Origin of the sequence: Nonomuraea sp. NPDC052634, assembly GCF_040678535.1 — a bacterium.
Taxonomy (GTDB): Bacteria; Actinomycetota; Actinomycetes; order Streptosporangiales; family Streptosporangiaceae; genus Nonomuraea; species Nonomuraea fastidiosa.
Genome location: NZ_JBFATY010000001.1, coordinates 2,704,473 through 2,717,942, shown reverse-complemented (window position 1 = coordinate 2,717,942; position 13,470 = coordinate 2,704,473). Strand labels below are relative to the sequence as shown.

General features: G+C 70.6%; 12 protein-coding genes and 3 pseudogenes. 10 read left to right on the top strand and 5 right to left on the bottom strand.

Annotated elements, in window-relative coordinates; all coding sequences use genetic code 11:
* Positions 1-335 precede the first annotated feature (335 nt).
* Positions 336-1,556, top strand: a complete 1,221-nt coding sequence (hemW, locus tag AB0K67_RS12105) for a radical SAM family heme chaperone HemW (RefSeq protein ID WP_364057045.1) — start codon at positions 336-338, stop codon at positions 1,554-1,556.
* Positions 1,557-1,813: 257 nt separating this feature from the next.
* Here the strand turns inward: hemW and AB0K67_RS12100 are convergent, their stop codons facing one another.
* From AB0K67_RS12100 to AB0K67_RS12090, 3 genes are read right to left on the bottom strand one after another with little or no spacing between them, the layout of a single operon-like run.
* Positions 1,814-2,773 (bottom strand): DUF4870 domain-containing protein, encoded by a 960-nt coding sequence (locus AB0K67_RS12100; protein ID WP_364057042.1) that lies wholly within the window; start codon positions 2,771-2,773, stop codon positions 1,814-1,816.
* On the bottom strand, positions 2,770-3,579 hold the full coding sequence (locus AB0K67_RS12095) for a DUF3097 domain-containing protein (protein ID WP_364057039.1): 810 nt from the start codon (positions 3,577-3,579) through the stop codon (positions 2,770-2,772). The genes AB0K67_RS12100 and AB0K67_RS12095 overlap by 4 nt, the downstream gene beginning before the upstream one ends.
* A gap of 18 nt (positions 3,580-3,597) precedes the next feature.
* Entirely contained in the window at positions 3,598-4,092 is a 495-nt protein-coding gene (locus AB0K67_RS12090) for a hypothetical protein (RefSeq protein WP_364057036.1), read from the bottom strand.
* 426 nt (positions 4,093-4,518) lie between these two features.
* Here AB0K67_RS12090 and hrcA point away from each other — a divergent pair, with 426 nt between their 5' ends.
* Genes hrcA through AB0K67_RS12075 form a run of 3 tightly spaced genes read left to right on the top strand, consistent with a single transcriptional unit; the run spans position 4,519 to position 7,417 of the window.
* The gene (gene hrcA / locus AB0K67_RS12085) at positions 4,519-5,532 is read left to right on the top strand and encodes a heat-inducible transcriptional repressor HrcA (protein ID WP_364057033.1); all 1,014 of its coding nucleotides are present in this window, start codon (positions 4,519-4,521) and stop codon (positions 5,530-5,532) included.
* A gap of 11 nt (positions 5,533-5,543) precedes the next feature.
* Positions 5,544-6,689, top strand: coding sequence for a molecular chaperone DnaJ (gene dnaJ / locus AB0K67_RS12080; RefSeq protein WP_364057030.1), 1,146 nt, complete (start codon positions 5,544-5,546; stop codon positions 6,687-6,689).
* A complete protein-coding gene (locus tag AB0K67_RS12075) occupies positions 6,686-7,417 on the top strand; it encodes a 16S rRNA (uracil(1498)-N(3))-methyltransferase (RefSeq protein ID WP_364057027.1) in 732 nt (243 codons plus the stop codon). Before dnaJ ends, AB0K67_RS12075 begins: the two co-directional genes overlap by 4 nt.
* A 79-nt stretch (positions 7,418-7,496) precedes the next feature.
* Here AB0K67_RS12075 and AB0K67_RS12070 read toward each other — a convergent pair whose 3' ends face one another.
* Both AB0K67_RS12070 and AB0K67_RS12065 read right to left on the bottom strand, forming a co-directional pair.
* Complete coding sequence (locus AB0K67_RS12070; protein WP_364057024.1) at positions 7,497-8,159, bottom strand: hypothetical protein; 663 nt, start codon at positions 8,157-8,159, stop codon at positions 7,497-7,499.
* Entirely contained in the window at positions 8,156-8,668 is a 513-nt protein-coding gene (locus AB0K67_RS12065) for a SigE family RNA polymerase sigma factor (protein ID WP_080047132.1), read from the bottom strand. Before AB0K67_RS12065 ends, AB0K67_RS12070 begins: the two co-directional genes overlap by 4 nt.
* Positions 8,669-8,948: 280 nt before the next feature.
* On the opposite strand from AB0K67_RS12065, the gene AB0K67_RS12060 reads away from it, so the two are divergent.
* The 6 genes and pseudogenes from AB0K67_RS12060 to AB0K67_RS12035 all read left to right on the top strand — a co-directional run bounded on the left by AB0K67_RS12060 (position 8,949) and on the right by AB0K67_RS12035 (position 13,229).
* A complete protein-coding gene (locus tag AB0K67_RS12060) occupies positions 8,949-9,293 on the top strand; it encodes a histidine triad nucleotide-binding protein (RefSeq protein WP_364057021.1) in 345 nt (114 codons plus the stop codon).
* Between the two features lie 179 nt (positions 9,294-9,472).
* Positions 9,473-10,177 (top strand): annotated as a pseudogene (locus AB0K67_RS12055) (PhoH family protein); the annotation flags it as partial.
* A pseudogene (locus tag AB0K67_RS12050) lies at positions 10,166-10,840 on the top strand (phosphate starvation-inducible protein PhoH); the annotation flags it as partial. The pseudogenes AB0K67_RS12055 and AB0K67_RS12050, both read left to right, overlap by 12 nt.
* A gap of 222 nt (positions 10,841-11,062) precedes the next feature.
* Positions 11,063-11,398: pseudogene (locus AB0K67_RS12045) on the top strand (PhoH family protein); the annotation flags it as partial.
* The gene (gene ybeY, locus AB0K67_RS12040; RefSeq protein ID WP_364057018.1) at positions 11,395-11,871 is read left to right on the top strand and encodes an rRNA maturation RNase YbeY; all 477 of its coding nucleotides are present in this window, start codon (positions 11,395-11,397) and stop codon (positions 11,869-11,871) included. The pseudogene AB0K67_RS12045 and the gene ybeY, both read left to right, overlap by 4 nt.
* Complete coding sequence (locus AB0K67_RS12035; protein WP_364057015.1) at positions 11,868-13,229, top strand: hemolysin family protein; 1,362 nt, start codon at positions 11,868-11,870, stop codon at positions 13,227-13,229. The genes ybeY and AB0K67_RS12035 overlap by 4 nt, the downstream gene beginning before the upstream one ends.
* Positions 13,230-13,470 lie beyond the last annotated feature (241 nt).

The following is a 13,470-nucleotide window of genomic DNA, read 5'->3' as shown; positions in this document are numbered from 1 at the left end:
CGCGTGGCGAGGGGCGTAAGGATCGGGCCTGGTGCGGTGCGCGGCTCTGACGCGGTGGGGCTCCTCCTGCGGGGCGCGGGGACGGTGGTGCGGCTTGTGTGCGGGCGGGAGTGGCTCCTGCCCAGCGTGAGCACCGGTAGGGCGGCTCTTGCGGGGGCGGGACGGTGGCGCGGCTCGTGTCCTGGCGGGGCGGCTCTCAACGGCGCTAGCACCGGCGGGTGCGGGTGGGGCGGCCCTCGCGCGGCGTGACCACCCGGCGGGCGCGGCTGCTGCGGGCTGGCACCGGGCGGGCTTGGGTGGGGCGGAGCACTGTGAGGGGCGGGCACACTGGAGGGGTGCCATCCATCCTGCCTGACGGTGATCCCGCGCCCGCCTCCGGCGAATTGCCCGACAGTGCCCTGCAAGGCCTCGGCGAGCGGCCGTTCGGCTTCTACGTGCACGTGCCGTTCTGCCTGACCCGCTGCGGCTACTGCGACTTCAACACCTACACCGCCGCCGAGCTGGGCCCCGGGGCCTCGCAGCGCGACTACGCCGACACGGTGATCGAGGAGATCCGGCTGGCGCGGCGCGTCCTGGGCGAGACGGACCTGCCGGTGGAGACGGTGTTCTTCGGCGGCGGCACCCCCACGCTGCTGCCCCCTGAGGACCTGGCGCGCATTCTCGCCGCGATCGGCTCGGAGTTCGGGCTGCGGCCGGACGCCGAGGTCACCACCGAGGCCAACCCCGAGTCGGTGGATCCGTCGTCGCTGGAGAAGCTGCGCCACGGCGGGTTCAACCGCGTCAGCTTCGGCATGCAGAGCGTACGAGAGCACGTCCTGCAGGTGCTCGACCGCCGCCACACGCCCGGCAGAGCGGCCGCGGCAGTACGGGAGGCCAGGGAAGCAGGGTTCGAGCACGTCAACCTCGACCTGATCTACAGCACACCGGGCGAGTCCGACGACGACTGGCGGGCGTCGCTGAGCGCGGCGATCGAGGCGGGTCCCGACCACGTGTCGGCGTACTCGCTGATCGTCGAGGAGGGCACCCGCCTGGCGGCGCGCATCCGGCGCGGCGAGCTGCCGATGCCCGACGACGACGTGGCCGCCGACCGCTACCTGATCGCCGACGAGCTGCTGTCGCAGGCCGGGTTCGAGTGGTACGAGGTGTCCAACTGGGCGGCGTCGCAGGACGCCCGCTGCCGCCACAACCTGCTCTACTGGACCGGCGGCGACTGGTGGGCCGCCGGCCCGGGAGCGCACAGCCACGTCGGCGGCACCCGCTGGTGGAACGTCAAGCACCCCGCCGCCTACGCCCAGCGGCTGGCCGCCGGCACCTCGCCCGCCCACGCCCGCGAGGTGCTCGGGCCCGACGACCGCGCCGCCGAACGCCTCATGCTGGAGCTACGGCTGTCGTCCGGCTACCCGCTGGCCGAGGTCGCGCCCGCCGCGCGGCCCGCGGTGGCGAGCGCGCTCGCCAGGGGGCTGCTGGAGCCCGAGCCGTTCAAGGCGGGCCGCATGGTGCTGACCCTCCAGGGCAGGCTGCTGGCCGATGCCTTGGTCAGGGATCTCCTGGTCTGAGCCGGCTGGTCCTAACCGACTGGTCTCGCCGGTCTGATTCGAGTGGCCTGACGCCGCCGACTGACCGACCGATCTGACGCAGTCCGGCTGGTCCAGGCCGACGGCTCGGTCAGGGGGCCTGCCCTGAGCCGGCTGGTCCAGGCCGACGCCCCTGATCAGGATCGATCTCCTGGTCTGAATCGACGCCCTGGCCGGGGGATCTCCTGGCGTAGACCGATGCCCCGGTCAGGGATCTGCTGGTTCAGGTGACGGCTGGTTCAGGTGACGAAGGGGATGGCGATCGGGTAGCGGTAGTGCTTGCCCTTGTTGGCCGCCACCGCCGCCTGGATGTGGAAGATCAGCGACACCACGTAGATCGCCGGCAGCGTCAGGAAGCCGATGAAGAAGAACATCAGGAACGTCGATGCGATGTAGCCGATGAACATCGTGAGCTCGAAGTTCAGCGCACCGGCCGCGTGGTCCCTGACGTAGGGGGACTGGTCCTTGCGCACCAGGTAGATGATGAGCGGGCCGATCCAGGAGACCAGCAGGCCCAGCAGGTGGCTGAGCATCGCCATGCTGTTGTCGTCGGAGCCAGGGCGGGGGCCGAAGCGACCGGGGATGTACGGCTGGCCGGGCGGCTGGGCGTATCCGTACCCGGGCGGGGGCGGCGGGTATCCGGGACGGCCGTAACCGCCGGGGTGGCCGCCTGGCTGGCCGTAGCCGCCGGGCGCGCCGTAGGGGCCCTGCCGGCCGTAATCGGGCTGGCCGTAACCGGGCTGCCCGTAGTCGGTGGGCGGCTGCTGCTGGTACTGGGGCGCCGAGCCGGGCAATTGCCCGTAGGGGATCTGCCCGCCGTAGGAGGGGGGTTGCTGCCCGTATCCGGGGGTTGAACCGGGCTGTGCGCCGTAGCCGGGTGCGGAGCCGGGTTGCGCGCCGTAACCAGGGGCCGAGCCGGGCGTCGAACCGGGCTGCGTGCCGTAGCCGGGTGGGGAGTCGGATGGCGGGCCGTAGCCGGGTGCGGAATCGGATGGTGCGCCGTAGCCGGGTGCGGAGTCGGGCTGCTGTCCGTACGGCGGCGGGCCCGGCTGCGGGCCAGAGCCCGGCGCGGGCGGCGGCATGTCGGCGGGGGAGAACTTGCGGGTGGCGTCGGCGTCCGCCGCGCTCACCTTGCGGGTCGCGTCGTCGTCGGGGGAAGGTCGGGGCGGGTCCTGGCCGGCATGGGGGTCTTGGCTCATGGTGCCTCCGTAACGAAGTCGATCAGCTCCTCGACCCGGCCGAGCAGCGCCGGCTCCAGGTCCGTGTACGTCGAGACGGCGCCGAGGATGCGCCGCCACGCCTCCGCGGGCTCCATGCGCCAGCCCAGCGCGGCGATGACACCCTCCTTCCACGGCACGCCGCGCGGCACCTCCGGCCAGGCCGGGATGCGCAGCACGGACGGTTTGACCGCCTGCCAGATGTCGACGAACGGGTGGCCGACCACGAGCACATCGGGGGAGGTGATCTCGGCGGCGATCCGGCTCTCCTTGGAGCCGGGCACCAGGTGGTCGACGAGCACGCCGAGCCGCCGCCCCGGCTCGGGGCGGAACTCTTCGACGATGGCGGGCAGGTGGTCGATGCCTTCGAGGTATTCGACGACCACGCCTTCGACCCGCAGGTCGTGGCCCCAGATCTTCTCGACGAGCGCGGCGTCGTGGACGCCCTCGACGTAGATGCGGCTCTGCCGGGCCACTCGCGCCCGCAGGCCCTCGACGGCGATGGAGCCCGACGCGCTGCGCCTGGGGCCCGCGGGGGCGGGCGCGGCAGGGCGTATCAGCGTGACGGGCTTGCCCTCGAGCAGGAACGCGGCGGGCGCGAGCGGGAAGAGCCGGCGGTTGCCGAACCGGTCTTCAAGGGTGACGGCCTCCTTGTCGCACGCCACCACGGCGCCGCAGAAGCCGCTGTCGGCGTCCTCCACGACGAGGTCCCGCTCGGCGGGCACCTTGGGGATCTTCCCCTTGCCCGGCCGCCGCCAGTTTCCCGCCAGAACATCGCCCTCGTACACAGGGGGGACCGTAGCAAATCACCCGCTGACCGCAAGGCGCTTGCGGGCGCCGCTGCGGCGGACGAGGACGACGATCGTGCCTGCGACGGCGGCGAGCAGCCCGGCGCCCGAGACGGCGATGATGGTGATCATGCCGTCGGCGAGACCGGTCGCGACGGAGTAGGAGTCGCGGCCGACGCCGTAGCGAACGGTGGCCTTCTCCTCGTTGACGCAGGTCAGCTCGTAGTCGCCCTTGGCCGGGGCGTTGATCACGAGGAACTGCTCCCAGACCGCGTCTCCCGCCTCGATCATCCGCCGGTCGGGGGTCTTGGCCAGCTTGGCGTCCCCGCTGATGGAGCAGTCATAGGTGACCTGGGTGTCGCTCGCGAGGTAGACGCCGGGCTTGTCGGCCGGGTCCACCGTCACCGTGATCTTTTCGCCGGACGCGAACGTCTGTTTGGGCACCAGGTCAGAGGCGGCGCCCATACCGTTCGCGAACAGCACGATCCCGGCCGCCGCGCAGGCCAGGAACACCCCCCAGGCGGCCGCGATCCACCACAGGCTGGGCTTTATGGCTTTGGAGTCGATTCGTGGTGGAAATTGGGTCTGTTGGCCGTATTGTCCGTACTGAGATGGCGGGCCGAACTGACCCGGGCCACCGTACGGCGGTGGGCCCTGTGGAGGTACGGGCTGCCGGCCGTGTTGGGGTGGTTCCTGCGGAGGCTGCCACGGCGGCTGTCCGTACGGTGCCGGTCCGTGGCCGGGCGGCGGGCCGTACGTCGGGGGCCGGGAATCGTCGGTCATGAGGGCAAGTGTGAGGCCTGCTGCTCGCAGGAAGCCAGAAGCAGTTGGGACGCGGTGTTATCGCACCTTGTGACCGAGAGCCGTACACTTGGCACTCGGGAACACAGAGTGCTAGACACCACGTTCCTGTAAGGGACAGAGGCAGGAGGTGAGCACGTGCTCGACGATCGGAAGCTGGCGGTGCTCCGGGCCATTGTCGAAGACTACGTGTCCACCAACGAACCGGTGGGCTCCAAGGCGCTGGCCGAGCGTCACAATCTGAAGGTCTCCCCGGCGACGGTCAGGAACGACATGGCCGCGCTGGAGGAGGAAGGCTACATCACCCAGCCACACACCAGCGCGGGCCGCGTGCCGACGGACAAGGGCTACCGCCTGTTCGTCGACCGGCTCTCGCAGGTCAAGCCGCTGTCGGCGGCCGAGCGGCGGGCCATCGAGACGTTCCTCGCGGGCGCCGTCGACCTCGACGACGTGGTCACCCGTACGGTCCGGCTGCTGGCGCAGCTCACCCGGCAGGTCGCGGTCGTCCAATACCCGACGCTCACCCGCTCGACGGTCCGGCACGTCGAGCTCGTTCCCCTGACCGAGCGGCGGGTCATGCTCGTGCTCATCACCAACACCGGCCGCGTCGAGCAGCGGGTGGTGGAGCTGCCGGAAGTGGTGGAGGACCACCGCATCGCCAACCTGCGCGCCGTGCTCAACGCCTGCCTCGACGGCTGCGGCTTGAGCGCCGTGCCCGAGCTGGTCGCCGACCTGCCGGAAAGGCTTCCCGTCGAAGACCGGCCCGCCGCGGCGACGATCCTCTCCGTGCTGCTCGAGACGCTGGTCGAACGGCACGACGAGAAGGTCGTGTTCGCCGGAGCGGCCAACCTCGCCGGCGCCGACTTCGCCACCGGTCTGCGCGACGTGCTGGAGGCGCTTGAGGAGCAGGTCGTCCTCATGCGGCTGCTCGGCGAGACATCCTCAGACACCCCGTCCGCGCTCACCGTGCGCATCGGATCGGAAAACCCCTACCTGCGGGGCACATCCGTCGTCGCGACCGGATACGGTTCTGGCGACAACCAACTCGCCCGGCTCGGCGTTCTGGGCCCGACCAGGATGGACTACCCCGTGACGATGGGCGCCGTACGCGCGGTGGCACGCTACGTCAGCCAGATCCTGGCTGCATCATAAGAGGTCGATAAGTGGCAAACAGCGACTACTACGCCACCCTCGGGGTGCGCCGTGACGCAAGTCAGGACGAGATCAAAAAGGCGTACCGCCGGCTCGCTCGCGAGCTGCACCCTGACGTGAACCCCGATCCTGACACCCAGGAGCGGTTCAAAGAGATCACGCAGGCCTACGAGGTGCTGTCCGACCCGAACAAGCGCCAGATGTACGACCTGGGTGGCGACCCCTTCGGCGGCGGCGGTGCGGGAGCGGGCGCCGGTGCCGGCGGGTTCGGAGCGGGCTTCCCGTTCAGCGACATCATGGACGCCTTCTTCGGCACCGCCACCGGTGCCAGGGGGCCGCGCTCGCGTGCCCGCAGGGGCCGCAACGCCACGATCAGGGTCGAGCTCGACCTGCGCGAGACGGCCTTCGGCACGACCCGCGAGCTCGCCGTGGACACGGCCGTGCTCTGCGACGTCTGCCACGGGGCCGGCACCGCACCCGGCACCCACCCCGACACCTGTGACATGTGCAGCGGGCGCGGCGAGATCTCCCAGGTCACGCGGTCCTTCCTGGGCCAGGTCATGACCTCGCGTCCCTGCCCGCAGTGCGGCGGCTTCGGCACCATCATCCGCCACCCCTGCCAGGAGTGCTCCGGCGACGGCCGGGTGCGCACCCGCCGTACGATCAAGGTCCGCATCCCCGCGGGCGTCGAGGACGGCACCCACATCCAGCTCGCCGGCGAGGGCGAGGTCGGCCCCGGCGGCGGCCCGCCCGGAGACCTGTTCCTGGAGATCGCCGAGCGGCCCCACGAGATCTTCGAACGGCGCGGTGACGACCTCCACTGCACCGTGCAGATCCCGATGACGGCCGCGGCGCTCGGCACCGTGCTGACGGTGGACACCCTCGACGGCACCGAAGAGGTCGACGTCCGGCCAGGCACGCAGTCCGGCCAGGTCATTACCATGTACGGCAGGGGCGTCCAGCGGCTCAACGAGTCCGGCAGGGGCGACCTGCTCATCCACGTCAACGTCGAGACGCCGACCCGCCTCGACTCCGCTCAGGAGGAGTTGCTGCGCGAGCTGGCCAGGCTGCGAGGTGAGGAGCGCCCGCCTGGCAAGTTCGCACCGGGTCAGCAGGGTTTTTTCTCCCGCCTGCGTGACGCCTTCAACGGCCGGTGACGGCGCCGGTCTTCCTCTGCGAGCGCGAGCGCCTCGACGGGGCCGAGCTGACGCTGGAGGGCCCCGAGGGGCGGCACGCGGCCGCCGTGCGCCGGCTGCGGCCCGGTGAGCGCGTCGACCTCACCGACGGCGCGGGCGCGGTGGCCGAGTGCGTCGTACGCGAGACGCTGAAGGACAGGCTCCGGCTCGACGTGCTGCGCCGCTACGACGTCGAACGGCCGGCGCTCCGGCTGACGGTCGTCCAGGGCCTGCCCAAGGGCGACAGAGGCGAGCTGGCCGTGGAGATGATGACCGAGGCCGGCGTCGACGTGATCGTGCCGTGGGCGGCCGCGCGCAGCATCACCCAGTGGAAGGGCGATAAGGTCGCCAAGGCACTGGGCCGCTGGCGCTCCACCGCGCGCGAGGCCGGCAAGCAGGCCCGCCGCTTCCACCTGCCCGAGGTGGCCGACCTCGCCTCCACCGCCCAGGTCGAGCGGTTGCTGTCGGAGGCCGCGCTGGGCCTGGTGCTGCACGAGGAGGCCACCGAGCCGCTGTCGGGCGTGGCGCTGCCCGCCGAGGGCGACATCGTCATGGTGGTCGGCCCCGAGGGCGGGGTCTCGGAGGAGGAGCTGGCCAGGTTCACGGCGGCCAAGGCGGCGCCCGTGCTGCTCGGCCCGACGGTCCTGCGCACGTCCACGGCGGGGGTGGCGGCGGCGTCCGTCCTGTTCAGCCGTACGGGGCGCTGGTGAGCCTCTGACGCTCTTCAGGGCGTCTTTCAGTGCCTGTTTTTCGGGGCCTGTTTTTCAGGGCCTGTTTTTCAGGGCCTGTTCAGGGCGTGGGCTGCGTGTCCTGCAGCGGCGTGGACGCCTCGACGGGCGGCGTCTCGGTCATCACGTCCTCGGGAGGGCACTCCTCGGGCGGGCACGGCGACGGCGGCGCGGACGTCTCGATCATCGTGGGGCTCGGCGTCGGCGTGGGCGACGGCGAGAGCGTGGGGCAGTCGGCCGGCGGCTCGGCTTCATCGGCGAGCGCCGACGGACAGGGGGTGGGGGTGGGCGTGGGAGTAGGTGACGGCCTGCTGGTCGAGTCGGCCTTGCGGGTCACCTTGGGGGTCGCGGGCTCCGACGTGGCGGGCGGCAGCACCACCGGATGGGACTGGCGGGGCAGGACACTGGTGACCGGCGGGTCGATGGAGCGGGTGGTCGAGGAGTTGGACGGCACCTTGGTCGTCTCATCGTCCACGACCTGCACGGGAGCCCGGTCGATGATCTGGGAGCGCAGGCCGGGGACGGCCAGCACGATCGTGCCGGCCACCAGGACCGCGCCGGCCGCGGCCGCCCCCGCTCGCCACCAGAACAGCCTTCGTACGTTGCGCCGCTCGATGCGAGCACGGATGATCTCCAGTCCGTCCGGCGAGGGCACGACCGCGTCCGCCTCCGCGCGGAGCGCACGGCGCAGCAGGTCGCCGTACTCGTCGGGGGGCTGGGTCATGACATCTTCTCCAGGACCGATCGCAAGGCGGCCATGCCACGTGCCGTGTGGCTCTTGACCGCCCCCTTGCTGATGCCCATGGCGTGAGCGATCTCAGCTTCGGACAGATCACCGTAGTAGCGTAGAACCAGTGCTTCTCTCTGTCGGGTGGGCAGGGCACGTAACGCCTCGATCACAGCAGAACGTTCCAGCTCCCCGATGGCGCCGTTTTCGGCACTCGGCGCGTCAGGCAGACCTTTCGGAGCATACTTCTCGACGACCGCGCGGTGGCGCAGCACTGACCGGGACCGGTTGACGACAGACTGGCGCAGGTAGGCAAGTGCTTTGTCGGGGTCGCGCAGCCTGCGCCAGGCACCATGGATGGCGACGAACGCATCCTGCACGACTTCCTCAGCTGTTGCTATGTCGCGCACCAGCAACACAGCGAGACGCACCAACGACCGAAAATGAGCGCTGTACAGCGCCGTCACGGCCATGTCGGCATCCCACCCGACCGGCACCGCCCCCATCGACCTGTCGGCCAGAAGGGTTTCGGTGGTCACATCAGTGGGACGCGCGGCCTTCCCAGAGGGTTTACGCTCTTCCGGTTCTGGAGGTTTCCCCGGTTCCTTAGGGTGCATTACCCAGTCTGTGTCCTCGCCAGGTGGCGCTCGCCCGACCCTGAATCGTCTTTTCTGCTGTAGTTTCGCACACTCACCCTAACCTTGTTGATCTTCCTGTGCACGACACAGGTGATTACCGATTCGCAACGGACTCGGCCGGGGGCGGCGCCCTCGGTAGGCTGATCGGGTGAGCGATTGCCTCTTCTGCAAAATCGTCGCCAAGGAGATTCCCGCCGAGATCGTTTACGAAACCGGCAGGACCCTGGCGTTCCAGGACATCAACCCGCAGGCGCCGACCCACGTGCTCGTCATCCCGAAGGAGCACCACGCCAACGCCGCGGCGCTCGCCCAGGCCGACGACGGGCTCGCTGACGAGGTGCTCAAGACCGCGCACGAGGTGGCCGTGATGCGCGGCGTCGCCGAGCGCGGCTACCGCGTGGTCTTCAACACCGGACCCGGCGCGGGCCAGACGGTCTTCCACGTCCACGCTCACGTGCTGGGCGGGCGCGACCTGACCTGGCCGCCGGGCTGACGGCCGGAGGCGGCCGGCCCCGATCGGCCCCGATCGGATCCGATCGGACTCCGATCGGACTCCGATCGAACAGGGCCGGACGCTGCGATATCGGGGCGAGCAATCGGCCTGGCCCCGGATACGATGGGCGGAGAAGAACTCCGAAAGAGACCGGGAGGCATCAGGCCGCTGGCCTGCCCATGTCCGAACTACATGAATCCCGACGTACAGCACCTCCCTCGCGGACTCAAGCGAAGGTGCTGATACCGGACGAATACCCGATGGTCAGCCTCCTGGGCTCCGGCGATGAGCTGTTGCGCGTCATCGAAGGCGCCTTCCGGGCCGACATCCACGTACGCGGTAACGAGATCACCGTCACCGGCAGCCCTGACGAGAGCGGCACCGTCGTACGCCTCTTCGAGGAGCTCGTCGAGGTCCTGCGCAGCGGCGGGGAGCTGAGCCCCGACGCGGTCGAGCGCAGCATCGCCATGCTGCGCATGACCTCCGACAGGCCGGCAGAGGTGCTCTCGCTCGACATCCTGTCGTCGCGGGGCCGCACCATCCGTCCCAAGACCGTCAACCAGAAGCGCTACGTCGACGCCATCGACAAGCACACCATCGTCTTCGGCATCGGCCCCGCCGGCACCGGCAAGACGTACCTGGCGATGGCCAAGGCGGTGCGCGCGCTGCAGGAGAAGCGGGTCAACCGCATCATCCTGACCCGTCCCGCGGTCGAGGCGGGCGAGCGGCTGGGCTTCCTGCCCGGCACCCTGTACGAGAAGATCGACCCATACCTGCGGCCGCTCTACGACGCGCTGCACGACATGGTCGACCCCGACTCCATCCCCAAACTGATGGCCGCGGGCACCATCGAGGTCGCGCCGCTCGCCTACATGCGCGGGCGGGCCCAGCCGGTCGGCAGCAAGGTGCTGACGCCCGACGGCTGGCGCCCCATCGGCGAGCTGGAGGTCGGCGATCTCGTCGTCGGGTCCGATGGCGAGCCGACGCCCGTGCTGGGGGTCTACCCGCAGGGTGAGAAGAAGATCTACCGCCTGTCCAGCCAGGACGGCGCCTCGGTCCTGGCCAGCGAAGACCACCTGTGGACCGTCCGCGACGGCCGCGGCGGGCCTTGGCGGGTGCTGGAGACCAAGGAGCTGGCAGGCGACCTCGGTCCCGCCGGTGAGCGCAGGTGGGAGCTGCCGCTGCTGACCGCGCCGGTCTGCTTCCCCGAGCGCGCCGTCGCGATGGACCCGTACGCGCTGGGCCTGCTGCTCGGCGAGGGCCGCGGCACCGCGTCCAAGAGCCTGGGCGTGCCGGTCGCGGCCGGGCGGTCCGGCGGCACCACGACGCTCGCGCACCCGCCGGCCGAGCTCGGCCTGGCCGAACTCGGGCCGGAGACGACGTTCGTGCCGGAGGTCTACCTCCGCAACACGGCGGAGATCAGGCTCGCGGTGCTCCAGGGCCTGCTCGACGCCGGCGGCACGGTCACCGCCGAGGGCCTGCGCTTCACCACCGCCTCCGAGCGGCTCGGCGACGACGTCGTCACCCTGGTGCGCTCGCTCGGCGGCGTGGCGCGGCGGACGGCGGGCGTCCTCGACGTCCACCTGCCCGAGGGCGTCGAGCCCTTCAGGCGGGCCGGCAAGGCGGCGGCCTACCACGCTCACGGCGGCGTCCGCCCCGAGCGCCGCATCGAGCGCATCGAGCCCAGCGGCACGGCCGAGTGCGTCTGCATCCAGGTGGCGGCCGAGGACTCCCTCTACGTCACCGAGGGCTTCCTGCTGACCCACAACACGCTCAACGACGCCTTCATCATCCTCGACGAGGCCCAGAACTCCTCGGCCGAGCAGATGAAGATGTTCCTGACCCGGCTCGGGTTCAACTCGAAGATCGTGGTCACCGGTGACGTCACGCAGGTCGACCTCCCGTCGGGCACGGTGAGCGGACTGCGGGTGGTGCAGGAGATCCTCGAAGGCATCCCCGACATCCACTTCGCCCGGCTGACCAGCACCGACGTCGTGCGCCACAAGCTCGTCAGCGAGATCGTCGACGCCTACGGGCGCTACGACGCCTCGCAGGCGGCCCAGGAGCCCAAGGCGATTCAGCAGCGAGGGAAGCGGCGACCGTGAGCATCGAGATCAACAACGAGTCGGGCGTCGGCATCGACGAGGAGAGCATCGTCGCCCTGGCCACCCACGTGCTCGGCGAGATGGGCATCAACCCGCTGGCCGAGCTGTCCATCGTGGTCGTCGACGAAGACGCCATGGCGGAGCTCCACGAGAAGTGGATGGGCGAGCCGGGCCCGACCGACGTGCTGGCCTTCCCGATGGACGAGCTGCGTCCCGGCGGCGGCGCGCGCGGCGAGTCCGAAGGGCCCGCCGACCCCGCGCTGCTCGGCGACGTCGTGCTCTGCCCGCAGGTGGCCGCCAGGCAGGCGGAGGAGGCCGGGCACAGCACGGCCGACGAGCTCGAGCTGCTGTGCACCCACGGCATCCTGCACCTGCTCGGTTACGATCATGCCGAGCCGGAGGAGCACAGGGAGATGTTCGGCCTTCAGTCCCGGCTCCTCGAGTCGTGGCAGGAGGTGCGCAAGCCGCGGTGAACGCCTGGTTGCTGTCGGCCATCGCGCTCGTCGTCGTCGGTGGCCTGATCGCCAGTGCGGAAACGGCGCTGACACGCATCTCCCGGGTGCGTGCCGACGAATACGTCCGTGAGTCGCGGCGCGGCGCCGCGCGCTTGCGGGACATCGTGAACGACCCGCCTCGCTACCTCAACCTGCTCCTGCTGCTGCGGCTGTGCTGCGAGATGGGCGCGACCGTGATCGCGACGCTGCTCTTCATCGACCTGCTGGACGACCAGGGCTGGGCCTACTTCTGGGCCGCCGCCGTGATGATCGTCATCAGCTACGTCGTGGTCGGCGTGATGCCGCGCACGCTGGGCCGCCAGCACGCCGAGCCGGTGGCGCTGGCCAGCGCGCCCATCGTCTACGGCCTGACCCGCATACTCGGCCCGCTGCCCAAGCTGCTCATCCTGCTGGGCAACGCGCTGACGCCCGGCAAGGGCTTCCGCGACGGCCCGTTCACCTCAGAGGCCGAGCTGCGCGACCTGGTCGATCTGGCCGAGGAGCGCCAGGTGATCGAGCCGGACGAGCGCGAGATGATCCACTCGGTGTTCGAGCTCGGCGACACGCTCGTGCGCGAGGTCATGGTGCCCCGCACGGACATGGTCTACATCGAGCGGGCCAAGACGATCAGCCAGGCGCTGTCGCTGGCGCTGCGCAGCGGCTTCTCCCGCATCCCGGTGGTCGGCGAGAACGAAGACGACGTCATCGGCATCGCCTACCTCAAGGACATCGCCCGCAAGATCCACGAGTCGGGCGAGGGCGGGGGCAAGGAGACGGTCGAGTCGATCATGCGGCCGGCCGCGTACGTGCCCGAGAGCAAGCCCATCGACCAGCTCATGCGGGAGATGCAGGCGCGCCAGATCCACATCGCGATCGTCATCGACGAGTACGGCGGCACGGCCGGCCTGGTCACGATCGAGGACGTCCTGGAGGAGATCGTCGGCGAGATCACCGACGAGTACGACCAGGAGGCGCCCAGGGTCGAGCCCATGGAGGACGGCGGCATGCGGGTGACCGCCCGCATGCCGGTCGACGAGCTGGGCGAGCTGTTCGACACCGAGATCGACGTCGATGACGTCGAGACCGTGGGCGGGCTGCTCGCGCACGCGCTCGGCCGGGTGCCGATCGCGGGCTCCCACGCCGAGGTGGCGGGGCTGTCGCTGACCGCGGAGAGCCTGGCGGGCCGGCGCAACCGGATCAGCACCGTGGTGGTGCGGCGGGTGACGCCACCGGAGGACGAGGCGCTGCCGGTGGCGGCCGAGCGCGAGCGTGAACGCGATCGGGAACGGGATCGCGAGCGCGAACGCGAGCGGGAGCGCCCCGCCGGCCGGGAGTGACGCCACTTCCGGCGAAGGCCGCGAATGCGGGCGAAACGGCAAGCGTTCTACAAGTCTTCTGCAAGCCGGGTACGGCACTCTCGAACCAACGACATCCAGTGCGGTGGGTGTCTACGAGGGGAGACCGTCCGAAGGCCGGGTGGGGTTCGCGGCCCGAGGACGGATCCTGGGGGGAACGACGGCGTCCCGGCCTGGTACCGGGTCGCGACGCTGGTCGGCGTAAAGGGTGTTCTCGTCCTGA

What these genes read in the sequence shown, in the direction of transcription:
- AB0K67_RS12100 (WP_364057042.1), bottom strand. Translation starts at nt 2,773, where the DNA reads ATGAGCCAAGACCCCCATGCCGGCCAGGACCCGCCCCGACCTTCCCCC.
- AB0K67_RS12070 (WP_364057024.1), bottom strand. Translation starts at nt 8,159, where the DNA reads ATGACCCAGCCCCCCGACGAGTACGGCGACCTGCTGCGCCGTGCGCTC.
- AB0K67_RS12065 (WP_080047132.1), bottom strand. Translation starts at nt 8,668, where the DNA reads ATGGGGGCGGTGCCGGTCGGGTGGGATGCCGACATGGCCGTGACGGCG.